The sequence below is a fragment of the Rhodococcus sp. 14-1411-2a genome (assembly GCF_002259485.1).
Classification (GTDB): domain Bacteria; phylum Actinomycetota; class Actinomycetes; order Mycobacteriales; family Mycobacteriaceae; genus Rhodococcoides.
The window spans coordinates 373,263-395,311 of the sequence record NZ_NPGA01000009.1; the positions used below are offsets into that span (position 1 = coordinate 373,263).

General features: G+C 64.5%; 20 protein-coding genes, 1 tRNA gene and 1 pseudogene. 12 read left to right on the forward strand and 10 right to left on the reverse strand.

The window, feature by feature from the left end; translation table 11 throughout:
• Positions 1-2: 2 nt before the first annotated feature.
• From CH291_RS07325 to CH291_RS07345, 5 genes are read left to right on the forward strand one after another with little or no spacing between them, the layout of a single operon-like run.
• Positions 3-788 carry an ATP-binding cassette domain-containing protein gene (locus CH291_RS07325; RefSeq protein WP_068049297.1) on the forward strand — a complete coding sequence of 262 codons (786 nt, stop codon included), beginning with the start codon at positions 3-5 and terminating at the stop codon, positions 786-788.
• Complete coding sequence (locus CH291_RS07330) at positions 785-1,819, forward strand: ABC transporter permease (protein ID WP_068049295.1); 1,035 nt, start codon at positions 785-787, stop codon at positions 1,817-1,819. The genes CH291_RS07325 and CH291_RS07330 overlap by 4 nt, the downstream gene beginning before the upstream one ends.
• Positions 1,816-2,847, forward strand: a complete 1,032-nt coding sequence (locus tag CH291_RS07335; RefSeq protein WP_094687064.1) for a phosphotriesterase family protein — start codon at positions 1,816-1,818, stop codon at positions 2,845-2,847. The genes CH291_RS07330 and CH291_RS07335 overlap by 4 nt, the downstream gene beginning before the upstream one ends.
• Before the next feature lie 9 nt (positions 2,848-2,856).
• Positions 2,857-3,609: a glutamine amidotransferase gene (locus tag CH291_RS07340; RefSeq protein ID WP_094687065.1), complete on the forward strand. Its 753-nt coding sequence runs from the start codon at positions 2,857-2,859 to the stop codon at positions 3,607-3,609.
• Positions 3,606-4,259: a TenA family protein gene (locus tag CH291_RS07345; RefSeq protein WP_094687066.1), complete on the forward strand. Its 654-nt coding sequence runs from the start codon at positions 3,606-3,608 to the stop codon at positions 4,257-4,259. Before CH291_RS07340 ends, CH291_RS07345 begins: the two co-directional genes overlap by 4 nt.
• Positions 4,260-4,290: 31 nt before the next feature.
• On the opposite strand, the gene CH291_RS07350 is transcribed toward CH291_RS07345, so the two are convergent.
• The gene (locus tag CH291_RS07350) at positions 4,291-4,731 is read right to left on the reverse strand and encodes an Hsp20/alpha crystallin family protein (RefSeq protein WP_068049287.1); all 441 of its coding nucleotides are present in this window, start codon (positions 4,729-4,731) and stop codon (positions 4,291-4,293) included.
• Positions 4,732-4,900: 169 nt separating this feature from the next.
• Positions 4,901-5,029, reverse strand: a pseudogene (locus tag CH291_RS07355) (steroid 3-ketoacyl-CoA thiolase); the annotation flags it as partial.
• A 133-nt stretch (positions 5,030-5,162) separates the two neighbouring features.
• Here CH291_RS07355 and CH291_RS07360 point away from each other — a divergent pair.
• Positions 5,163-5,558, forward strand: a complete 396-nt coding sequence (locus CH291_RS07360; protein ID WP_094687153.1) for a VOC family protein — start codon at positions 5,163-5,165, stop codon at positions 5,556-5,558.
• A gap of 350 nt (positions 5,559-5,908) precedes the next feature.
• Here CH291_RS07360 and CH291_RS07365 read toward each other — a convergent pair whose 3' ends face one another.
• The 7 genes from CH291_RS07365 to dcd form a co-directional block, all read right to left on the reverse strand.
• The gene (locus CH291_RS07365) at positions 5,909-7,024 is read right to left on the reverse strand and encodes a fused (3R)-hydroxyacyl-ACP dehydratase subunits HadA/HadB (RefSeq protein ID WP_094687067.1); all 1,116 of its coding nucleotides are present in this window, start codon (positions 7,022-7,024) and stop codon (positions 5,909-5,911) included.
• A 50-nt stretch (positions 7,025-7,074) separates the two neighbouring features.
• Positions 7,075-8,043 carry an Hsp70 family protein gene (locus tag CH291_RS07370; RefSeq protein WP_256980761.1) on the reverse strand — a complete coding sequence of 323 codons (969 nt, stop codon included), beginning with the start codon at positions 8,041-8,043 and terminating at the stop codon, positions 7,075-7,077.
• 140 nt (positions 8,044-8,183) lie between these two features.
• A complete protein-coding gene (locus tag CH291_RS07375) occupies positions 8,184-8,471 on the reverse strand; it encodes an ANTAR domain-containing protein (protein WP_094640614.1) in 288 nt (95 codons plus the stop codon).
• Positions 8,472-8,622: 151 nt separating this feature from the next.
• Positions 8,623-9,699, reverse strand: a complete 1,077-nt coding sequence (locus CH291_RS07380; protein ID WP_094687068.1) for a hypothetical protein — start codon at positions 9,697-9,699, stop codon at positions 8,623-8,625.
• Positions 9,700-9,779: 80 nt separating this feature from the next.
• Positions 9,780-11,222 (reverse strand): CYTH and CHAD domain-containing protein, encoded by a 1,443-nt coding sequence (locus CH291_RS07385; protein WP_094640612.1) that lies wholly within the window; start codon positions 11,220-11,222, stop codon positions 9,780-9,782.
• A gap of 55 nt (positions 11,223-11,277) precedes the next feature.
• Complete coding sequence (locus CH291_RS07390; protein WP_094687069.1) at positions 11,278-12,810, reverse strand: Hsp70 family protein; 1,533 nt, start codon at positions 12,808-12,810, stop codon at positions 11,278-11,280.
• Between the two features lie 168 nt (positions 12,811-12,978).
• On the reverse strand, positions 12,979-13,557 hold the full coding sequence (gene dcd, locus CH291_RS07395; RefSeq protein ID WP_068049238.1) for a dCTP deaminase: 579 nt from the start codon (positions 13,555-13,557) through the stop codon (positions 12,979-12,981).
• 140 nt (positions 13,558-13,697) lie between these two features.
• On the opposite strand from dcd, the gene CH291_RS07400 reads away from it, so the two are divergent.
• The 6 genes from CH291_RS07400 (at position 13,698) to CH291_RS07425 (ending at position 20,787) form a co-directional block, all read left to right on the forward strand.
• Positions 13,698-14,411, forward strand: coding sequence for a hypothetical protein (locus CH291_RS07400; protein WP_094687070.1), 714 nt, complete (start codon positions 13,698-13,700; stop codon positions 14,409-14,411).
• Positions 14,408-16,537 carry an Rv1355c family protein gene (locus CH291_RS07405; RefSeq protein WP_094687071.1) on the forward strand — a complete coding sequence of 710 codons (2,130 nt, stop codon included), beginning with the start codon at positions 14,408-14,410 and terminating at the stop codon, positions 16,535-16,537. The genes CH291_RS07400 and CH291_RS07405 overlap by 4 nt, the downstream gene beginning before the upstream one ends.
• Positions 16,538-16,654: 117 nt before the next feature.
• Positions 16,655-18,436 carry a putative bifunctional diguanylate cyclase/phosphodiesterase gene (locus CH291_RS07410; RefSeq protein ID WP_094687072.1) on the forward strand — a complete coding sequence of 594 codons (1,782 nt, stop codon included), beginning with the start codon at positions 16,655-16,657 and terminating at the stop codon, positions 18,434-18,436.
• Positions 18,437-18,466: 30 nt separating this feature from the next.
• Positions 18,467-18,540 (forward strand) — tRNA-Gly (locus tag CH291_RS07415).
• A 271-nt stretch (positions 18,541-18,811) separates the two neighbouring features.
• Positions 18,812-19,663: a glycoside hydrolase family 16 protein gene (locus CH291_RS07420; RefSeq protein ID WP_082898707.1), complete on the forward strand. Its 852-nt coding sequence runs from the start codon at positions 18,812-18,814 to the stop codon at positions 19,661-19,663.
• A gap of 167 nt (positions 19,664-19,830) precedes the next feature.
• Positions 19,831-20,787, forward strand: a complete 957-nt coding sequence (locus CH291_RS07425) for an esterase/lipase family protein (RefSeq protein WP_094640609.1) — start codon at positions 19,831-19,833, stop codon at positions 20,785-20,787.
• A 3-nt stretch (positions 20,788-20,790) separates the two neighbouring features.
• Here the strand turns inward: CH291_RS07425 and CH291_RS07430 are convergent, their stop codons facing one another.
• Complete coding sequence (locus tag CH291_RS07430) at positions 20,791-21,978, reverse strand: PucR family transcriptional regulator (protein ID WP_094687073.1); 1,188 nt, start codon at positions 21,976-21,978, stop codon at positions 20,791-20,793.
• Positions 21,979-22,049: the final 71 nt, after the last annotated feature.

Genomic DNA, 22,049 nt, shown 5'->3' on the forward strand with positions numbered 1-22,049 from the left:
CCATGACACAACAGCTTTCACCGGATCCACCCCTGATCGAACTCTCCGGAATCACCAAGTCGTACGGCCCGGTCAAATCACTCCGCGGAGTCGATCTCAGGCTCGGACGCGGCGAGGTACTCGGAGTCGTCGGAGACAACGGCGCCGGCAAGTCGACGCTCATGAAAATCCTTGCCGGCGCCGTTCAACACGACGGCGGTGAGATGCGCGTCGACGGCAACCCGGTGCGCTTCTCGACGCCGCTCGACGCACAGCAGAAGAAGATCGGCATCGTGTACCAGGATCTCGCCCTGTGCGACACCCTCGACGTCGCCAGCAACCTGTTCCTCGGGCGCGAGCCCAGGAAGGGCCCGTTCCTCGACCGGCACGGCATGCACGAGCGGGCCGCGAAGATCCTGGCGGACCTGCACGTGAAGGTGAAGTCGACGTACCAGGAGATCGGGCAGCTCTCGGGCGGACAACGTCAGACCGTCGCCATCGCCCGCGCCGTGTCGTTCCGTCCCGACGTGCTGATCCTCGACGAGCCAACGGCGGCACTGGCCGTCGCCGAGGTGGAGTCGGTACTGAAACTCATCACGGACGTCGCGGCCCAGGGCGTCGGCGTCATCCTCGTGACGCACCGACTGCAGGACCTGTTCCGCGTCTGCGACCGCATCACCGTCATGTACGAGGGCCAGAGCGTCGACGACGTCCCCATCGGGGACCTGAACATCGAATCCCTCGTCGGCCTCATCACCCGTACCCCGGTACCCACGCACTCCACGTCCCGGCCGGGAGGCCCATCATGACGATTCTCGACAAGAACGCTCCACCCAGCGTGGAGAAGCTCGCCAGCAGACCCACCCTGTGGCAGCAGGCGAACAAACCGACGCTGGCAATGCTGGCCGTCACCGTCGCTGTCGCCGCGATCTTCTCGGTCACCACATCGTCGTTCCTGACGTTCACCAACATCTCGAACCTCGCCACGCAGATCGCTCCGGTTCTGATCATCGCCGTCGCCATGACGTTCGTGATCACCACCGGTCAGATCGATCTCTCCGTCGGGGCCACGGTGGCGTTCGTCGCCGCGATGAGCGCCGAGCTGATCCAGGCCGGCGTCGACTCCTCGGTGGTCTTCGTGGCAGCGCCCTTGATGGGGGCCGCGTGGGGTCTGGTCAACGGTTGGCTCGCTGCCTACCAGGGCATTCCACCGTTCATCGTCACCCTCGCGACGCTGTCCATCATTCGCGGCATCGCCCTGTACCGCACCGAGGGATTCTCCGTCCCGATCACTCCCGGTACGGCGTTCGCCAAGCTGGGCACCGCATCGTGGCTCGGGTTCTCGGCCAGCGCCTGGATCGCCCTCGGCGTGGTGATCATCGGTGCAATCACCCTCAACCGCACTCGATTCGGCCGCTACGTCACCGGGATCGGCTCCAACGTCGAATCCGTTCGCCGCTCGGGCGTCAACACTCGCCGGGTGCTGATGATGACGTTGGTGTTCACCGGTCTCGCCGCGGGCATCGCCGGACTTCTCATTGCAGCCCGGCTGGGATCCGGATCGGCCAACTCCGCCAACGGATTCGAGCTCACCGTCATCACCGCGGTGGTACTCGGTGGCACCAACCTCTTCGGTGGACGCGGCACCGTGATCGGAACCGTCATCGGCGCGGTCCTCACCGGCATCATCGCGAACGGCCTCACCCTGCTGGGCGTCAGTCCATTCCTGACTCCCATCATCACCGGTGTCGTTCTGCTGATGGCGATCTGGATCAACATGCGCGGACATTCCCTGGCCTCGCTGTTCAAGCACCTGCAGAGTGCACCGGGGAAGCAATGATCGTCACCACCGTCACCGGAGCGATCGAATCCGATCGGCTCGGACTCGTCCTGCCGCACGAACACCTGCACAACGACGCTTCCGTCGCCTACTCACCGTCGCCGGATCCTGTTGTCGCGCAGATCCTCGCCGGCCCGGTCGCGTCGGAGAACGCGTGGCTGTTGCACGACAACCCGTACCACAGTGCCGACAACTGCCGAGTCGACGATGCAGCCGGCGTTCTCGACGAGCTGAAGACGTTCGCAGACAACGGAGGAACGACGATCGTCGACCTGACACCCCCGGGTATCGGCCGTCGACCACAGATTCTCGCCGACTACTCACGCCGGTCCGGTGTTCGGGTCGTCATGGGCTCGGGCTGGTATCTCGAGTCGACGCATCCGCCCGAAGTGGCCGCAGTCGGCATCGACACCCTCGCCGCGTCGCTCATCTCCGAGTTCACCGCCGATACGGATGCGCCGAAGCCAGGCGTGATCGGCGAGATCGGAATCTCACCGTCGTTCACCGAGAACGAGGCGAAAGCGCTTCGCGCAGCATGCGTCGCTCAGCGGGAGGTGAACGTGCCCCTGTTCGTTCATCTTCCGGGTTGGAAGCGCTACGGACCGGCGGTGCTCGATATCGTTCTGGACGAGATGGGTGTCGATCCAGGCGCGGTGGTGCTGTGCCACATGGACCCGTCGGGCAACGATCCCGACTACCAGTGCGCGCTCGCCGATCGCGGGGTCTTCCTCGAATTCGACATGATCGGTATGCCCTTCGAGTTTCCCGGGGAGGGGCAGTCGCCGCCGCCCGCCGAGACTGCCCTCGCCGTTGTGGGTCTGGTCGGTGGCGGATACGGAGCGCAACTCCTCCTCAGCCACGACCTGTTCCTCAAATCGATGCTGCGTAAGTACGGAGGCAACGGATTGGCCTATGTGCCCGTCTCTTTCGCCGCTCGGCTGGTTCGCAACGGACTGGATCCGCAGCGCGTGTCCTCAATCATGCAAGACAACCCGAGGTCGCTCTTCGAGCAGGCCGGAAAAGGATAGAGAAGCGTCATGGGTAAGAAAGTTCTGATCGCCGGTGAAAGCTGGATGACGTCGTCCACCCACGTCAAGGGTGTCGACGAGTTCACCGTGCATTCCTACGTCGAAGGCGTCGGCCCACTGCGGGACGCGCTCGCCTCCCGTGGGCACGAGGTGGTGCACATGCCGGCGCACCTGGTACCCACCCAGTTCCCCGGTAACGCAGATGCGCTGTCGGAGTTCGACGTGGTGGTGCTCTCCGATATCGGTGCCAACTCGATTCAATTGGCACCCAATGTTTTCGACCGCTTCCAGGCGGGCGAGGATCGATTGGTCGAGCTTCGGAACTGGGTGCACGACGGCGGTGCGCTGATGATGATCGGCGGATACCTCTCGTTCTCCGGGTTTCAGGCTCGGGCCGCGTTCCGGCAGACGGCCCTCGCCGACGCACTGCCGGTGACGATGCTCCCGGAAGACGACCGGGTGGAGACGCCCGGTGGAATGATTCCCGTCGTCGTCGACGGCACCCACCCCACCGTGAGCGGCAGCGGCACCGAGTGGCCTGCCCTGCTCGGCTACAACCGAGTGATCGCCAAGGACGGGGTTGCCGTACCGGCCACCATCAACGGTGATCCGCTGGTGGCGGCGGGCGCCTACGGCAAGGGCCGCTCCGCAGTGTTCACCTCGGACTGCTCACCGCACTGGGCACCGCCGGAGTTCTGCGAACAATGGCTCGGATACACGAATCTGTTCGACGGCCTGATCACCTGGTTGTCCGAAAAGTGACTCGCTCCGCCGAACTGACTGCGCGGCAGCATCGCAATCTTGCTGCCGCGCAGCGTGTCCGCTTCATCACCGACTCGATCGACGGCACGTTGCGCGACGACGACTTTCGGCGCTACCTGGTGATCGAGGAAGCATTCGTGCTCACCGCGGTGCGCATTCTCGGGCTCGTGGTCGCGGAGTCGACGTCGTTGGACGACGCCACCGATCACGTGACGTCATTGTCCAACCTCGTCGGCGAGCAGCGCGAATATTTCGCCGGACTACGCGAGCAGTTTCCGTACGACGGTGACGTGGACGAATTGATCGAGAGCTCGTCCGTTCTGTCGAACTACGCACTGGGACTTGCCCGTAAGGACGGTAGAGCCGCAGCTCTGGTCGCAATGTTCGCCGCCGAGACCCTGTATCTGTCCTGGTGCCGCGCTGCGATGGACAGATCTGTCGATCGTGAACCGGCACTGCAGGAGTGGATCGAGATGCACACCCGCCCCGCGTTCGTCGCGCAGGTGGACGCGTTGGCCCGAGAAGTCGACGCGATGGACGAGGTGGACGACGCGACCCTGGACGCGTGGTTCGTCGGAATGTTGGCTGCCGAGATGGAATTTCACGACGCCGCGATTACCCACGACAGTGGTGTGGACAAGCGCCACTGAAGGCACCTATCCGCACCACTGCCGCAGGCGCTCAGCTTGTCTGAGTCTCGATGGTTCGTTGCGTGTTGTCGTGGGCGATCTCGATCTTGCGTGGCTTGGCCCGCTCCGCCAGCGGGATGGTGACCGTCAGGACGCCGTTGTCGTAGGACGCCGAGATCTTCTCCGCGTCGACCCCGTCACCGAGCGAGAGCTGGCGTCGATACGTTCCGGCAAATCGTTCCGACGAAAGCCACTGCACGCCATCACTGGTGGGTGCGGTTCGATGCGCGGTCAACGTGAGAGTGCCGCGATCGACGTCGACATCGATCGAGCCCGGATCGACACCCGGGAGGTCCGCGTTGAGGACGTAGTGATCATCGAGCTTGTAGAGGTCCATAGGCATGAACCTGGGTGCACGGTCCGAACCACTGGTCGCGCCGAGCATCCCGGCAGCAATCGAGTCGAGGTCACGGAACGGATCGAAGCGAAGCACAGCAACCACCTCCTGAACGACGATGCGCCCGCCCCTGTGGCGGCCGCGTCTTCACTGTGCGAGACCCAAATTAGCACTCTCCGCCCACGAGTGCCAAGAGGGAATTTGCTCCGCAGTGGTGTGGCCGAGTGCCGCCCAGGGCACTCGACCACACCACTGCCGCAGGCACTTACAGCCGTTCGATGATGGTTGCGTTCGAGAGTCCTCCCGCTTCGCACATCGACTGCAGGCCGAATCGCTGCTCACGTTCGGCGAGGGCGTGAACCATCGTCGTCATGATGCGCGCACCGCTGCCGCCGCCGTCCTCGATCTACAGAACGGGCCGGATCGTAATCGTCTGGCGTTGTGCGATGCCCAGTGATGCGGTCAACTGTTTCTGCAGGATCGACCCGATCAGCAATGGTGCAGCACTCCAAGGAGACGACCCGATCATGAACATTTCGGTACATCAAGTGGTCCTCGACTGCACCGACACCCGTGAGTCCGCCGAGTTCTACCGGCAACTACTCGGATTCGAATACGTCCCCGGCTACGCCGAACCGATCAATCCGGATTGGCTCGCGATCACCGCACCCGACGGTTCGTGGCGTATCGCGTTTCAGCAGGTCGGCGCACTTCCGGCCGCAACATGGCCGGACGGCGAACACCCTCAGATGTTGCACCTGGACTTCCGCGTCGACACTGTCGCGCAACTCGACAAAGAGCATTCGCGTGCAACGGGTTTGGGAGCTACTCTGCTTCGGGATCTGCACGACGACCCGGTGGAGCCGATCCGAATCTATGCCGACCCGGCCGGCCATCCATTCTGCATCTTCGTGGGTGGATGAACCCAGCGCACCGTCTCGCGGCCGATCGGCTCCCCACATTCGGATACCCGACGCCCATCGGAGTCAGAAATCCCAAACTGAGGAGCCGATCCGCGGCAGAGGCCGGGTGAGCACGTCTACGCCCCTCGCATGGATTCACGCCCGCTACAGGGGGTGCGGATTCCAACGAAGGGCGTATTTACCGCTAGGCCCTGCCGATCAGCTCCCCACATTCGGATACCCGACGCCGATCGGAGTCAGAAATCCAAAACTGGGGAGCCGATCCGCGGCAGAGGCCGAACCAACTAAGCCGCCGAGTGGTGTGATTGAGTGCCGCCCAGGGCACTTAATCACACCACTGCCACAGGCATTCAGCCCAATTGCACTGTTGCCGTGGCCCGGTGGCCGAAGATGCGCTTGCCCTCGAATGTCGCGCCCAGTGAGATGACTGCAGTGCGCGTCGCCTCGTCCTTGGACTTGATCTTGCCGGTGAAGACGATTTCGGCGGCCTTGTGGGTGTCCACGGGGATGGGGGTGGTGAAGCGGACGGTGTAGTCCTTCACAGCGCCCGGGTCGCCGAGCCACTCGGTGACGTAGCCGCCGCCCACGCCCATCGTGAGCATCCCGTGGGCCAGCACGTTCTCGAGATCGATCAGCTTGGCGAACTGCTCGCTCCAGTGAATCGGGTTCGCGTCACCGGCAACGCCTGCGTAGTTGACCAGATCACCGCGGGTCAGGCGCACCGTGCGCGGCGGCAGTTCGTCTCCGACATTGACGTCGTCGAACTTCTGCGTCGGCCGACCCCGGTACTCCTCGACGATCAGCGGCTCGTGCTCCTGCGGAGTGGACAGTGTGTCGCTCTGACCGGAATCGGCTCCGCCGACGTCCGTCGTCGCACCGAACATGACCAAGTTCTTCGCGGACTCGGCGATGGCCGGATCGATCTCGCCCGACCGACCGACGAGGAGCGTGGTGTACGTGGTCTGCACCAATTCGTTCTTCTGATTGGACACGACGTTCTTGGTGACCATCATGTCGCGACCCATGACCGTCTTGAACGAATCGAGCGAGACATCGCATGTCAGTTGGTCGCCGGCAAGGATCGGCTTCTGGAACACCAGCACCTGATCGGTCTGCAGAATCTGGCTCAGGTCGTAACCCTCGGCGATGGACTGGAGAAGCTTCTTCTGCGCGAGGGTGCCGACCAGCGACATGAACGTCAAAGGTGCGACGAGGGCGCTGTGACCCAGAGCGGCGGCAGCGTCGCCATCCCAGTGGGCGGGGTGGAAATCCTGGACGGCGCGGGCATATTCACGGACCTTCTCGCGGCCCACCTCGTAGTAGTCCTCGGTGCGGTAGTGATAACCGACCATGCTCCGAGCGTGTTCCGCCGGATCGAACGCCTCCTCGCCGGTCGCTGCCGTACCGGACTCCGCTACCTGCTCTGCCACTGTTGTCCCACCGTCTCGTACCCCACTGTTCACCATTACCCGAGCAACTTACCGAACAACGGCGTTGGTTGGCCAGGCCGGAGGGGTCAAGCCGAGCGGTGTCGCGGAGAGTCGTGGTAGCCCACCATGCCCACCATCGAGGCGTGTTGCGACGGCACAACGTTGGCGATCATGGCACCACGCGGGCGATGGCGACGCGACGCGACCGCGTCGACTGCCATCAGAGCCGCACCGTGCGCGGTGAGGGACTCCGGATTGGCGGGCGCGACGACCGGCAGCATCAGATCACGACGAAACAGACGCCGCAGCGTCGGGATGTTGGCGCACCCGCCGACCATCACCAAGGCGTTGACGGCACAGGGAGCGTCAACGATGACACTGGCCACCCAGTCCTCCAGCGAACGAATGCTGCGCTCGAGAACATCGTCGAAAGTATTGCGCCACAATCGCACCGGCCCACCGACGAAAGGTCCGGCAACTTCCGCCACCCGCAGCCTGGACAGCTGCTCGCGTGCGGTACGAACCGACACCGCCAGATCTGCTCGGGTGCGATCGGACGCCAACTCGTCCGCTCCGTACATCGAGAGCAAGTAGCGGGAGACCTGCTCGTCGCAGCTGTTACCCCCGAACAGCGTGGTGCGCACCGAACTGAAGACCGTGCCGGTGGCCGGATCCGCGACCGACACCGTGGTGCCCGACGCTCCGACGTCACAGATCGCGACGGTACGAGCGCCCTCCAGCTGGCCGGTGCCCCGCAGATACCGCAGCTGAGCACCGAGTTCGGAGGCGACCAACAGACGATCGGCCTCGTACGTGGAGTAGGCGGAGGTTCGCGCGCGAGCACCGGGATCGTCGGGCACAGCCAGGACGATGTCGGTTCTGTCGACCATCTGGTCGCGCGACATGGAGTCCAGCAAGTCGATGGCGACCCGAAGATGGTCGTCGGGATCGAACGAGTGAACGATGTGGGCCGACCGCACCGACTCGTCGATCGCATCGACTGCGACCCCTCGGGCAGTGGCGGAACCCACCGAAACACCAAGGACTGTTCTCATGATTCCTCGACTCGACTGGCTACTCCGACCAGCCGATACTAACCGCCGAACCGTCGCCTGGACAGCAAACTGGGTATCTCGATGAACTTTTGGTTTGTTTTGGGAGATATAACAAGCAGCAGGACATCAGCCGTCCGTTCTCACGCGACGTGGTCGAACGGTTCTCGACGGTCCGCCAGCAGCGGACCCCATTCCTCCTGCGCCGACGTCATCGCCGCGCACGCGACACCGTTGGCCGAATCCATCCCACGCGCAGCCGCGACGATGGAGCGGGCGGACTGCACGAGCGAGACATCGAAGCGGAAGCTGTGCGCCGCCAATTCGGCGAACGCCTCCTCCGGACTACAGCCACGCAGCGCGATGAGAACACCCACTGCCCTGTCGATGGTCGTACGGGTCACCGGTTCTGCTGCGGGATGTTCGGTCATCGAATACTCACCGTCTACTGGTCGATCACCCGATGGTAGCGGCGGGTGAGCAGAAGTTCAGGTGTCCGAGTCGAATTCACATACCCGTCACGCGAAGGACTTGTACAAGTATCAAAACCGCTCGCTCACAATGCAATCAACGGATCGAGGGCTATTCGAACGAATCTGTCGGCGGTTCTGTATCGGTGGTGGGCTCGGTGATCTCCGGAACCTCGGTGGTCGGCTCGGCCGGGTCCGTGGACGGCACCTCGGTTTCGGGTTCCGGCTCGGGCGGGGGATCGACGGTCGTCGGTTCCTCGCCACCCGAGTCGCCACCCGAGTCGCCACCGCCGGAATCACCGCCGGAATCACCGCCACCGGAGTTGCCCCCGCCGGGTCTGCCGCCACCCGAATCGACGGCACCCGCATCGACGCCACCCGTATCGACGCGCCCGGAGTTGCCTCCTCCCGACGACGCCTCGACGTACGGAGTGGGGACCGAACCCGCAGTGGGTGCTGCGCTCCAGGTACCGACCGGCATCGGCCCGTACGCGGGGGCCTCGAGCAACCCGGTGTCGACGGCCGGAACCGCCGACGGGTCGGTAGAGGGGACCGCCGAATCGGCGACCACCACCGCCGAGGACGCGGCTTCGTTGTCTCCGCTCGACGGGACCTCGGCAACATCGGCGGTATCGACCACGGAATTCTGCGTTGGATCGGACGCCGCCAGTGCCCACACGGTGGCTCCGCTCAGTGCGGCGAGAACCGCGACGCCCAACCCGATCATCGTCAGTCTCGCGCTGCGGGGCGTACCGGCCACATCGCTGCCGGAACCACTTCGGTCTTCTTCACCCGTCGCAGTCGGAACGGCCACCGGCTCGGCGAGGGCGGCCTTGGCTCCGATCAGTGCCGCTGCAATTACCGATGGAACCGCGGAGTTCAACCGCGGATCTCCGGCATCCACTACCCCGACGTCATGAATATCGTGGGCGGCCAGAGCGGCACGAACGGTCCCGCAGAGCGCGATGCTGTCGCAGACCACCCCGGACCCGCTGATCAGCAGGTCGTTCTGGGCCGCCTGCACCCTCATGATTCCGAGCATCGTCGTGACGGCGTCCCCGACACCCCCGGGAGCCGAGGAGACGGAGACGGTGCGAGTGGAAATGGGGCCGAGCTCGGGTAGATCGGCCTCGACCAACGCAGCAGATATTTCGTCGTCACCGACGTGCACCCCGAGCGCAATGGCCATGATCGTCGACTCCCCCGATTCGATTCGGACTCAGAGTACCCTTCGAGTCTCGAATCGGGGAATCATCCCGGTTTCGGTGATCAGAACTCCAACCTGCTCGCCTCGTCCCGGGCTACCTCGGCGGCGCGACGCTCGCGCTCGAACAGCAGGCCGAAGGTGAAACCGTTCTCCCCCGCCGTCGTCCCTGCCCGCGCGCCGAGAGTTCGCAGAATTTCCGCCGCGATCACCGCATCCTGGTGCTCTCCCAGCACCTCCTGAATTGTCTTGTAGTGCTTGATGTTCGCTTTCGAGACCTTCTTGTCCACCACCGGCGCCACCAACTCGGCCGCATACCGCGCACGTTTCGACGCCTTCCGTGCACGATGCAACGCCTCGTCGTCGGTACCGCGCACGGCACTCTTCGTGCGATCGATCGCCTTCTTGCCGGCCTTGCGCGCCAGCTTGACCAACACGCGGTCGGTAACCTCGCCGTCGATCGGTAGCCCCCGCGACCACTCCGACAGCGTCGTGAGCAGCGCGCGGTAACGATCTCCGTCGAGTTCGGTCATCGCCGCCTCGCGGTATCGGATCTGCTCGGCCAACAGATCGTTCTCGATGCGCGACGCCACCGGCCCGAGCACCAGTTCGGGCGGCAGTTCGCGCAGCGCTGCCGCGAACCGAGCACGCTGCACCTGACGATCTCGAACCTCACCGAGAATGCTTGCATACCAGGACAGTTCGGCCTCGAGTTGGGCAGCCGGCTCGTCCTCGAACAGACTCCCGAACACGCGGAGGGTACTGCGGTAGCGCCGAATGGCCACCCGCGTGGAGTGAATCGGATCCAGCCCCCGACGCAGATACACATCGCCTGCGACGATCGCCTGCGCCTGATCGTCGAGATAGTCCGCCAGCAGCGCCACCCCGGGTTCGGCAGGTTCCTGGCGCACCACCGACAGCGCACGATCCAACTTCGACGGATGCGCCGAGGGCCGAGCACCGGCGGCGCGCAGCACCTTGCCCGCCTTCTTCAGGAACGACTCCGAGCCTGCGGGTCCGAGTTCCACCTCCACCTCGCGCCACCGCGGACCGGTCGCACCGCCGATCAAGACCACCGACACTTCGTCGTCGGCGATTTCCGCGACGACGGCCCCATCGGCGTCGGACACGGTGTGGATCGTTCGACGCGTCGTCAAAGTAGCGACCGCGGCCAACTGCGCGCCCATCACCGCACCGCGCAGTACATCGTTCAGCTCGTCCGGCACCGCGTTGTGCGCACCGCTGCCGAGAGGGAGCCGAATCTCGGTCCGCGCCTTCTCCGCCGGGACCTTTGCATGCCAGCCGTTGTCGGAGTCACCGGTACGACGCCGGACGGTGATCCCGCGTCGCAACAGGTCGTGGCCCGCAGTGTCGAAATACTCACTGCTCAGGTCGGTCTCGCTCGACACCAGTGCGCCGCCGGTGGGCACCAGCGCAGCGAGAGTGGGCAACTGAAATTCTGCGTCGACGTCGAACTTGTCTTCGCGCTCGGTCTGAATCGACTCCATACTGCTCATCCTGCCTCGAGTGCCCGGGCCGATGACGGCCGAAAGCGCAGACCGGTCAGCGTCGCGGAAAGTCGAAATCCGGCAATGAAAAGTCGATCGTCCGAGTCGGCCGCGTTGTTGTCGTCGTGGTCCGGGTCGTCGTGGTGGGACGCGTTGTGGTCGGACGAGTCGTGGCGGCAGGTGGGACCGTCGTCTGCACCACGGTCGACCGATCGACGGTGGGCCTACTCGGTGCCGTTGTCTGCTCGATGTCGGACGGGGCACCGGTCGTGGTGACGGTGCGCCGTGTGGCGGTGGCGCTTTCGGCGACCGTCGTGGCCGGTGTCTGAGACGAGGACGACGTTGGCGGCGCGCCGGCCGAAGGAGAGGTCGGCGTCGCCGTCGTGGTCGCGAACGGTACCGACGGTCCGGCGGGTTCGGCGGGTTCGGCGGGTGACCCGTCTGCCGCAGGCACCACGGACTGCGACCGGGCGGGTTGCGAGGAGTCCTGCGACGTGGTCACCGACGGCGCTGGATCCTCGCCGCTGGTCCGTGCCGCCGCAGTGACCACGGTGCCGGCTGCACACACCGCGACGAGTGCCGCGAGCGCACCGCCGAGATGCCGGGACTTGTTGGCCCTGGTCATCCGCTTGGAGGAGGTGTCGCTGTGCCGCGGACGCTTCGAGACCACCGGGACAACCGCGGTCACCTCGAGGTCTGCGGAATCCCGGTCCACGGCATCGAACCGATCGGTGAGCGCCTCCGGTGCCGCAGGCGCAGGCCGCAGACCCACCGTCCGAGCGATCCCAGCAGCGCCGTGCGCCGCCAGCAGTTCCGGCTGCTCGGGCACATAGACCGGCATCGACACCGCGTCGAACAGGACCTGACGAATTATCTGCATGTTGGCACCGCCGCCGACGGCGACGACGGCGTCGACGCGAACGCCCTGCGCCTCGACCGCGTCGAGGACGTCGACGGCCATCGAGACAGCTCGGTGCACGGCGTCGCCGATGACCTCGTCGAGATTGCCACGCCACAGCGACGCGCGTCCGCCGACGAACGGCCCGGTGATCGACACGCTGCGAAGCAGAGCCAGCTCGTGTTTGCCGTCGCGGACGTCGTGCACGAGCCGCCTGCGAGCCTCGATCGTCAGCGCCTCGGCCGCGCCGAATGTCGCGATGAGGTGATCGCACAGCATTCGATCGCACTCGTCACCACTGAGCGCGTCCGTTCGACGCGACGCGAGAACGTCGCCGCTGTCGATGTCGACCACGGAGACCGAGGTACCGGACGCGCCGACGTCGAACAGGGCGACGCAGCGTTCGCCTGCCAGCACACGTGTCTCACGTAGTGCGCCCAATTGGGCACCGAGTTCGGACACGAGGACGACACCGTCGGAGAAATCCTGATCGTAGGCCGCTCTTGGGTCGCTCTCACGCAATGCGAGCACCGGATAGAAATCCGCCGACGCATACTCCGACGCCAGGTTGTGAACCGATGCGATGACGGCATCCCACGGATCGGGGGCGAGGCCGTTGGGTGCGGGCCGGGACGCGACGGGCTCGTGCACTTCCAGCACGGCGCCGGAGCGGGCGTTGGCACTGATCACGCTGCGGAGACCACTCGACCCCAACGAAGCGCCGAGTACGGACACATCGGGAACCGCGGACACAAGAAACCTCACTCTGGTAGGCCCCAACCCACGTCAGGTCACCAGAGTACCGTTACAACCGTCCGTTCGTCATGTTTTTCGGCGGTCAAACAAACTGCGGGATCGTTACTCGACGCTCGACCGGACGAAATTCAGGTAGGCCTTCGACGGCGTCGGCCCACGCTGACCCTGATACTTCGACCCCACCGCGGCACTGCCGTACGGATTCTCGGACGGCGACGACAGCCGGAACAGACACAGCTGCCCGATCTTCATGCCCGGCCACAACGTGATCGGGAGGTTGGCGACGTTGGACAACTCCAACGTGATGTGGCCGCTGAAGCCCGGATCGATGAACCCTGCAGTCGAGTGCGTGAGCAGACCCAGCCGCCCGAGCGAGCTCTTCCCCTCGAGCCGACCGGCCAGGTAGTCCGGCAGCGTCGTCAATTCGAGAGTGGAGCCGAGAACGAATTCACCCGGGTGCAGAACGAAGGGCTCGCCGGCCGCGGGTTCGACCAACGTCGTCAACTCGTCTTGCTGGAGCGACGGGTCGATGTGGGTGTAGCGGGTGTTGTTGAACACCCGAAACAGCTTGTCGAGCCGCACATCGACACTCGACGGCTGAACCATCGACGGGTCGAACGGTTCGATCGCCAGGTTTCCCTGGGTCACTTCGGCACGGATGTCACGGTCGGAGAGCAGCACCTCTGCAGGCTACTGGTCCTGGGCGGTCCCCCGCGACACACCCGAGTCCCGATCGCGGCGCATAGCTCTGCAAAGGAAAAGCCGGACAATCGAGCGGCACGACCATTCACATTCGGCAAACTCCTGTCAGGAAGACTGAAATGACAATTGCGTTCGACGTCCCCTCGTACTGGGATCAGCGATCCCAATGCTTCGTTCTGGCCACCACTCCCACAGAAAATCCGGCGTTGTGGAAACAATTCCTGGATGGCGCAGAGGAAAGCTATATGCGACACGGTGTCACCACCGCTCTCGAAATATCGGCCATTCGTGACGGCAGCACCACGGCGCTGTTCTTCGCCGCACTCGACCGAACCGGACAAATAGTCGGCGGGGTACGGGTACAAGGACCGTATTCCTCGGTCGATCAATCGCACGCACTGATCGAATTCGCCGACCATCCAGAAGGCCTACGGCACGTGCACACCATGCTCGACGAACGCATCGGCCACGGAGTCGTCGAACTCAAATCCGCGTGGGTCGCTCAGCACGCACCCCACGGCCGCGCCGTCACCGCGATGATCGCCGAATCCCCCGCCTACAGCACAGCACTTCTCGGTGCGCGCTACGCCCTTGCCACCGCGGCCTCCCACGTCCGTACCGCATGGCTCGACACCGGCGCCGTCATCGCCACCGAGATCGCGCCGATCCCCTATCCTGACGATCGCTATCGAACCGAGGTGTTCTGGTGGGACAGAACAACACTCGCATTCAACGCCGACCTGGCCACCTGGCGCCGAATGCGGCACAACACGGTCACCCTGCTCGCACACCGCCGCGCAGCCGTCGAACTCCCGGAAGCAGTCGCATCATGAACGATCGAACCACGCCCGGCCACCACTGGAAGCCTGTGATATTCGACGAGACGGACGCCACACAGCGCGACGCACTCGACGAACTCAGAGCCGACCCCACCCTCACTTTCCTGGACGAGCGAGAGACGCAGAGAAATGGCCTGCGCTCACTGCTTCCCAGCCCTGAGCAGAGCTTTCTCGACGGAAACGACAGGTGGGTTTTCTTTCCGTGGCGAAAGACGGTTGTCGCCGTACTCGGACCCCGCTCGTTTCGACACCTGCGGCTGGACAGGAACAGAAACAAGATAACCCTCGAGGAACAGAATTCCTTGGGAGATCTCACGATAGGAATCATCGGCCTCAGCGTCGGGCACGCCATTGCCCACACTCTCGCACTCGAAGGAATCTGCGGGACGCTTCGACTCGCCGATTTCGACGAGATCGAACTGTCCAACCTCAACAGAATTCCCGCGTCCATCCTCGATCTCGGGGTCAACAAAGCGGTCGTCGCGGCCCGACGCATTGCCGAAATCGACCCGTATCTGCGCGTCGAGATCGCCGAGGACGGAATCACCGAGAACACCATCGACGAGTTCTTCGACGGACTCGATCTGCTCGTCGAGGAATGCGACTCCCTCGATGTCAAGGTCCGCGCCCGCGAGGCAGCCCGCTCGCGCGGGATCCCGGTACTGATGGAGACCTCCGACCGGGGACTGCTCGACGTCGAGCGCTTCGACCTCGAACCCGACCGTCCGGTGTTCCACGGCGTCCTCGGCGAGATCGACTCGACGAGCCTGCAGGGGCTGGGCACGCGCGACAAGATCCCCATCGTGCTCGATCAGCTCGACGCCTCACTGCTCTCGGCCCGGATGGCCGCCTCGATGGTGGAAGTGAGCGAAACGATCGAGACCTGGCCACAATTGGGCGGCGACGTTCAACTCGGCGGTGCAACCATCGCAGCAGCCGTTCGACGCTTCGGCACCGGAGCGCACCTGCCGTCCGGACGAATCCGCGTCGATCTCGAGACCCATCTCGACGCGCTCGCGACCCCGAATCCGACGCCGAGGGCGCAGCAGTCTGCGACCGACACCGCCGTCGAGGCTCACCACGCAGCCGTCGATCCCGACGCGCTCGTTCTCGACGCTGCGCGCCGGGCACCGTCCGGTGGAAACAGTCAGCCGTGGACGTTCACCCGTGACGGACGCACCGTGCGGATCGGGGTGGATCGTTCCCGCACGTCGACCCTCGACGTCGCCTTCCGGGGCAGCTACGTGGCAGTGGGTGCGGCCGCCTTCAACGCGCGCGTGGTGGCCACCGCGCAGGGCAGGCTCGACCGCAGCGAGGTCACCGACCACGGAGTCGAGATCACCCTGAGTGCGGGCGACCCACAACCCGTCACGGATCGACGCCTGCTCGACGGCGTTCTCGAGCGATGCACCAATCGAGAAATGGGCACCGGCGCACCCCTGGATGCCGGCATCGCCGCCGACATCGCCGCTGCGGCAGAAGCAGAGGGTGGCCGGGTAGTGCTGCTGACGGCACCCGAGTCCATCGCGGCGGCCGCGGATATCCTCGCCGCCGCCGATCGAATCCGGTATCTCACACCGCACCTGCATCGAGACATGTTCTCCGAGTTGCGCTGGCCGGGAGATCTCGATCCCGACCGGGGAATCGAGGTATCGACTCTGGGGATCGACGACGCGGACCTGTCCAAGCTCGAGATCGTCAAACGGCCGGACGTCATGGAGCTCGTGGATGCGTGGGACGCCGGTGCAGCGCTCGGGACCGACATGCGCGACCGTGTGCTGTCGAGTTCGGCACTCGCAGTGGTCGTCGTGCCCGGATCGACCGCAGCAGATTACATCATCGGGGGATGTGCAACGGAGAACGTTTGGGTAACTGCGCATTTGCGCGGATTGGCAGTGCAGCCGGTTTCCCCCGCGTTCCTCTATGCGCGCACCGCGGAGGAATATCGACAACTGGCACCGCACCACGCAGAAACGCTGCAGCAGTTGAGTTTCGAGCTCCGCGCTCTGCTTGAAATCGAAAACACAGAGTCCGTCGCGCTGGTGTTGCGGCTCGGTAGCGCCCCGAAAACTCCGATACATAGTCGCAGACTTCCTGTTTCAGCGTCTGTATCGGGGTAGAGTTCCGGCGGAGACCAGGGGGAACAGTCCTGCACTGCGTCTACGAGAGGCGGGAGTGGGGCCCTGGAGCACAACCAGACGCTCGAGGTCCTCGTCACCGGCGTCGCAACCGAACTCATGGGAGTCGATGCGGCGACGGTGCGCGAGGCCTACGACTCCGTGCTGCGGCAACTCGTGGACTACCTGGGCATCGATTTCAGCTTCCTCCGGCACAACGATTTCGAGGCCAGGGCCACCAGACTCAGCGCAGAATGGCCACCGCGACTGAGCGTGCCCGATCCCGACCCACTGGCAGTGGTCTACTTCGACGAAGCAGACTCGGTGTTCCGCCTGGCCGAAACACTGACCGAACCGGCAGTGTTTCGGCCGGACCCGGAGCAGGAGGACTACCGCCGACGCGTCGAGGACGCGTCGGGATTCTCTGCGACCTCGATGGCCGTCGTCCCGCTGCTGCACTCGGAGCGCACCACCGGCATCCTCGGCTTCATCAAGATCGGCGACCGAACGTGGTCCGAGGCAGAACTCAACGCGCTCAAAGCGATTGCGGCACTGCTCTCCCAACTTCAGGCGCGAGTGAGCGCCGAGGAGCAACTCCGGTTCTCGGCGCTGCACGACCACCTGACCAAACTGCCCAACCGCACAGCGCTCACACAACACCTCCGCGAACGACTCGACCCGGCCATGCCCGGTCCCGTCGCCGTGATGCACATCGACCTCGATCGACTCAAAGCCTTGAACGACTTTCTGGGACACCTCGCCGGAGACCACTACCTCCAGACCATCGCCGACCGACTGCAGAGCTTCGTCGGCAAGTCGGCCGGTCTCGCCGCACGCCTGGGCGGCGACGAATTCCTGGTGGTACTGGCCGGGCCGTGCTCGGCCCGGGTCGCAGCACACCACGCCGAGATGATCGCCGACGCCATGTACGCCCCCGTCACCCTCGGAGTCGAACGCATCAGCAGAAGCGCGAGCATCGGAATCGCCTTCGGCCAGCCGGGCAAGCACACCGCGGAGTCGCTTCTGCGGCAGGCAGATCAAGCCGCCCTGGTAGCCAAACGCGGAGGCGGGCACGACATCGCCCTGTTCACCGAGGAGATGCACGCCGAAGCCGAACTCCGCAACGACGTCGAGATCCATCTGCGCGACGCCATCGCAGGCGACTCCCTCACCCTGCACTTCCAGCCCGAGGTGGACCTCGTCACCGGACGCATCACCGCAGTCGAAGCACTGGTCCGTTGGCAACACCCCACCCGAGGCCTACTACCCCCGTCCGCGTTCATCCCGGTGGCCGAGGACACGAACCTCGCCGGAGAACTCGGCCGCTGGGTGCTCGACCACGCCTGCCGCACCCTCGCCGACTGGCAACGCGAGATCCCCCACCTCGACATCGCCATGCGCGTCAACATATCTCCCGTCCAACTGGTCACCAACGGATTCGTCGGTGCCGTCGCCAGAGCACTCACGGAGTTCTCGATAGCCGGGCCCGACCTCTGCCTCGAGATCACCGAAGTGGCAGTGGTACAGGACCTTTCCCGCACCCGCGTGACACTGCGCGAACTCCGCGAACTCGGCGTGCAAGTGGCCATAGACGACTTCGGCACCGGATACAGCTCGCTGTCGCACCTCAAGGAACTTCCCGTCGATGCACTCAAGATCGACCGCGCCTTCGTCACCGACCTCGGAGCCAGAAACACCGGCGACCTCGCCATCGTCCAATCCATCATCGGACTCGCCGACGCATTCGGACTCGACATCATCGCCGAAGGCGTCGAAACACAGACCGCCAGAAACACCCTGATCGAACTGGGCTGCACTCGCGCACAGGGATACCTGTTCTCCAAGCCGGTACCAGCACACGACGCCCTCACCCTGCTGCACGGCGTGCGAATCGACATCTGAACGCCCTGGTAACCTCGAACCGCACCACACGCCGGTGTAGTTCATTGGTAGAACGCGACCTTCCCAAGGTTGAGAGGCGGGTTCGATTCCCGTCACCGGCTCCACGCTGGCTCCCCCTCGAGTCGCTTCCGCCTCGCCCACACCGCTGATTTCGCTAACCCTCCCTAGTCACTGCGGTCACTCCTGAAACAAACCGACCACCGCAGACCATTGGTCGATACCCTTGCTACCGACCAGTAACATAGGCTAATTCATTCATTGTATTCGCAAGAATTCCTGCATTTCAAAAGAAACTTCTGTCGCCTAGTTTGCCGTGCTAGAAATCAAATTTCGACATTTGTTCACCGACATATGACCCTGACAGGAATCCCCCTCATGCGATCACTATTCACAATTGTCGCGGTCGCCCTGACGACGATGGCCGTGGCCGTCTCGTCGGCGACCGCAGCCCCGTCACTCGCCGCGCCCCCGAGAACCCAGGGCGGAGCAGGAACCGTGCTGTGGGAAGACCAATTCAACGGGTACGGCGGACCCGACCCCTCCAAATGGGGGTTTCAGACCGGCCGCTGGGGCGCGAGTTCCGGTGAGCAGCAGTACTATACGGACTCCTGGAACAACGCCAACCAGTTCAACGGCTCACTGAACATCACCGCGCGTCGAGAGACACCACCGGACCGCAAGCGGGCACCGTACAACTTCACCAGCGCCCGCGTGGTCAGCATGGGCAAGCAATCGGTGACGCCGCCGGTGCGCATCGAAGCATCGATCAAGATGCCGAGCGCCCAGGGCCTGCTGCCCGCATTCTGGACCCTCGGTCTACAACCCGGTGGCGAATATTCATGGCCCAGCCAAGGGGAAGTGGACATCGTCGAAATTCCCGGACTGTACGGACCGTCATTCAATTTGCACGGTCCCTCGAAGTGGAACTCCAATCAAGATGTGAAGACCGGCGGCAGTATGAATCCGGTCGGCAACGGATTCCACACGTACCGCATCGACTGGCTACCGAACAGCATCACCTGGTTCGTCGACGGGGTCGCTCGATACTCCTTCACTCAGGCCCAGTACGAGGCGAAGGGTGGCAACTGGAAGGCGTTCTCGGGCGCATGGCCGCACTACATCCTGTTCAACGTCGCCGTGGGCAACAACTGGACCGGCAAGACGCTGAACAGCACGCCGTACCCCCAGACGATGAGTGTCGACTGGCTGCGTGTGAGTCGCCTCTGACCTGCAGAGCAATCCTTCTCTCCGCACGGGGCCCAGCCACCACGGCTGGGTCCCGTGCGGTGTACGCGCCAGGCACGGTTTCGCGCGAAGAACAATTCTTGTGACTTTTCTCAGTCCACACCCCCACTCATAGGGACATTCCACAGTTCGAGGAATACCGTCTATTCATGCGCGGGCCACGGCGAAGTCTGATCACCCTCGTACTCGTCGCTGCCGCTGCGCTGCTGACACCCTCCGCGCACGCGGGGCCACTGATGCCCATCGCCGCTGCCCCCGAGCAACCCGATCACGCCGATGCCATTCGCTACGCCGCATCCAATCGCGACGCCGCACCTCCCGGAGCCAACGACATGGGCTGCAAGCCCACTGCGGCGCACCCGAATCCCGTCGTTCTGGTACACGGCACCGACGCCACTGCGTACTCCGACTGGGCCGGCTTCGCACCCATCCTGAAAGCAGCCGGATTCTGCGTCTTCGCCATCAACTACGGCACCTCGCCGGACGGCAAATCCAACGGGTACGGCGTCATCGAAGACAGTGCAGCGCAACTGAAGTCGATGACACTGTCGATACTTCAGGCAACCGGTGCCGGAGCAGTCGACGTGGTCGGCTACTCGCAGGGTGCCGCGGTCGCTCGATACTTCGTCAACAGGCTCGGCGGTGCCTACGTGGTCGACAGATGGGTGGGCATCGCATCACCGACCTACGGCGGCACCATGTACGGAGTAGCGCCCGTCGTACAGGCAGTGCCGGGTGCAACCGGGGTCGTAGCGGGCGAATTCGGCCCAGGGCTCGCCCAACTGATGGCCGGATCCGATTTTCTCGAACGCCTCAATGCAGGCGGCGACACCGTGCCCGGAGTGGAGTACACCTCCATCGCGACGAGGGTCGACGAAGTGATCCAGCCGTACACCAATGCGCTGCTGCGGGATCCGGGAGCGCACAACATCGTGGTGCAGGACGTGTGCCCCGATACCGAGGTAGCGCACTTCACGTTCACCTACGACCCCACCGCGCTGCGGCTGGCGCTCAACGCACTCGACCCGGCGAACGCGCGTCCCCCGACCTGCGTACCGGTGCCGCTGGGAGCCGGAATTCTCGACGTCGTCCTCGCCAGCCACTGACCCTCACGTCAGCAGCTGATACGCCCTGAGCCCGACGTAGAGTTCCGCGGCTTGAATCGGATCACGGAAGTCGCGTCCGGTGAGCTCGGCGATGCGACGCAGCCGATACAACACCGTATTGCGATGGTAGTGCAGCGATTCGGCGGCGTCGCGGGTGGAACCGCCGCACGAGAACCAGGCGTCGAGAGTGTCCAGCAGGCTCTGCCGTTCGGCTCGCGGCAGCGCCAGCAGATCACCGAGTATCTGACGCGAGGCGATGCGGCCCGACGAGGGATCGCGGACCAGCAGCAGCGGTACCGGCACGGAGTCGTAGCGCACCGGCGCGGACGGCGAGGCCGCGTTCGGAGTGCACGACCTCGCCAACCGGGCCTGACCGACTGCATCACCGATACCCGACGGAGACCGGAAGATCGAACTCACCCCCACTCGTCCCGGACACAGCTCGCTCAGCGTGATCAACGCGCAATCGATCTCCGATTCCGTTGCGGCACAGATCAGCCCGACGCTGCCGTCCACCTCGGCGTCCCACACCGATTCGGCACCCGCGGTACGGAGGCGAGAGATCAACCCGTCGATTCCCATCGCTGCGGTCAACGGCTCCTGCGAGACCACCGCGAAGTAGCCGTGGTCGGGAATGCGAAACGTGCGCAATGCGTCCGCTGCCGCAGTCGGATTCGCGCCGTGATCGGCGAAGAGCACCCGGATGAGGCGTCCACGGGCTTCGGCGCTCTCCCGCGCACGCATGTCGGCACTCTCTCGATAGGCCTCCGCTGCCTCGTCGGAGTACACGTCGACCAGAGCCCAGACCTGGGCGGCCATGTCCAGCAGCGCATGACTCGCCCGGCCGTCCGAACGTTCCATCAATTCGTCCCAGACCAACCTGCCGCCCAGCCGAAAAGCGTGAAGCAGGGCAGCCAGCGGTACCCCCTGCTCCGCCTTGAGTCGGCCCGCGTCCCGAGCCGACTCGAGTCGCATGGGAGCACGACCGGACAGCTTGCCCAGCATCGACGCCAGATTGCTCCGCGACGCCTCGTAGAGCTGCTCGGTGGTGAGCAGCGTCGATTCCAGGTAGGCGTGCTCGGCCCCCAGGATCCGTCGCACGAGTTCCGTAGCCAGATCGTCGACGCCGTCGAGCATCGTCGCGGCCAGATCGGTCGGTGACGGATGCACGTCGAATTCGGTGGCGGTCATGACCGAACTCTAACCTCACCCGTGTAAGCCACGCCACAGCCAAATTGTGCGGCTGCACAAACCGCTGCATC

Coding starts and splice junctions, on each gene's coding strand:
- CH291_RS07325 (WP_068049297.1), top strand. CDS start 3: ATGACACAACAGCTTTCACCGGATCCACCCCTGATCGAACTCTCCGGA.
- CH291_RS07330 (WP_068049295.1), top strand. CDS start 785: ATGACGATTCTCGACAAGAACGCTCCACCCAGCGTGGAGAAGCTCGCC.
- CH291_RS07335 (WP_094687064.1), top strand. CDS start 1,816: ATGATCGTCACCACCGTCACCGGAGCGATCGAATCCGATCGGCTCGGA.
- CH291_RS07340 (WP_094687065.1), top strand. CDS start 2,857: ATGGGTAAGAAAGTTCTGATCGCCGGTGAAAGCTGGATGACGTCGTCC.
- CH291_RS07360 (WP_094687153.1), top strand. CDS start 5,163: ATGAACATTTCGGTACATCAAGTGGTCCTCGACTGCACCGACACCCGT.
- CH291_RS07365 (WP_094687067.1), bottom strand. CDS start 7,024: ATGGTGAACAGTGGGGTACGAGACGGTGGGACAACAGTGGCAGAGCAG.
- CH291_RS07370 (WP_256980761.1), bottom strand. CDS start 8,043: ATGAGAACAGTCCTTGGTGTTTCGGTGGGTTCCGCCACTGCCCGAGGG.
- CH291_RS07375 (WP_094640614.1), bottom strand. CDS start 8,471: ATGACCGAACATCCCGCAGCAGAACCGGTGACCCGTACGACCATCGAC.
- CH291_RS07380 (WP_094687068.1), bottom strand. CDS start 9,699: ATGGCCATTGCGCTCGGGGTGCACGTCGGTGACGACGAAATATCTGCT.
- CH291_RS07385 (WP_094640612.1), bottom strand. CDS start 11,222: ATGGAGTCGATTCAGACCGAGCGCGAAGACAAGTTCGACGTCGACGCA.
- CH291_RS07400 (WP_094687070.1), top strand. CDS start 13,698: ATGACAATTGCGTTCGACGTCCCCTCGTACTGGGATCAGCGATCCCAA.
- CH291_RS07405 (WP_094687071.1), top strand. CDS start 14,408: ATGAACGATCGAACCACGCCCGGCCACCACTGGAAGCCTGTGATATTC.
- CH291_RS07410 (WP_094687072.1), top strand. CDS start 16,655: ATGGGAGTCGATGCGGCGACGGTGCGCGAGGCCTACGACTCCGTGCTG.
- CH291_RS07420 (WP_082898707.1), top strand. CDS start 18,812: ATGCGATCACTATTCACAATTGTCGCGGTCGCCCTGACGACGATGGCC.
- CH291_RS07425 (WP_094640609.1), top strand. CDS start 19,831: ATGCGCGGGCCACGGCGAAGTCTGATCACCCTCGTACTCGTCGCTGCC.
- CH291_RS07430 (WP_094687073.1), bottom strand. CDS start 21,978: ATGACCGCCACCGAATTCGACGTGCATCCGTCACCGACCGATCTGGCC.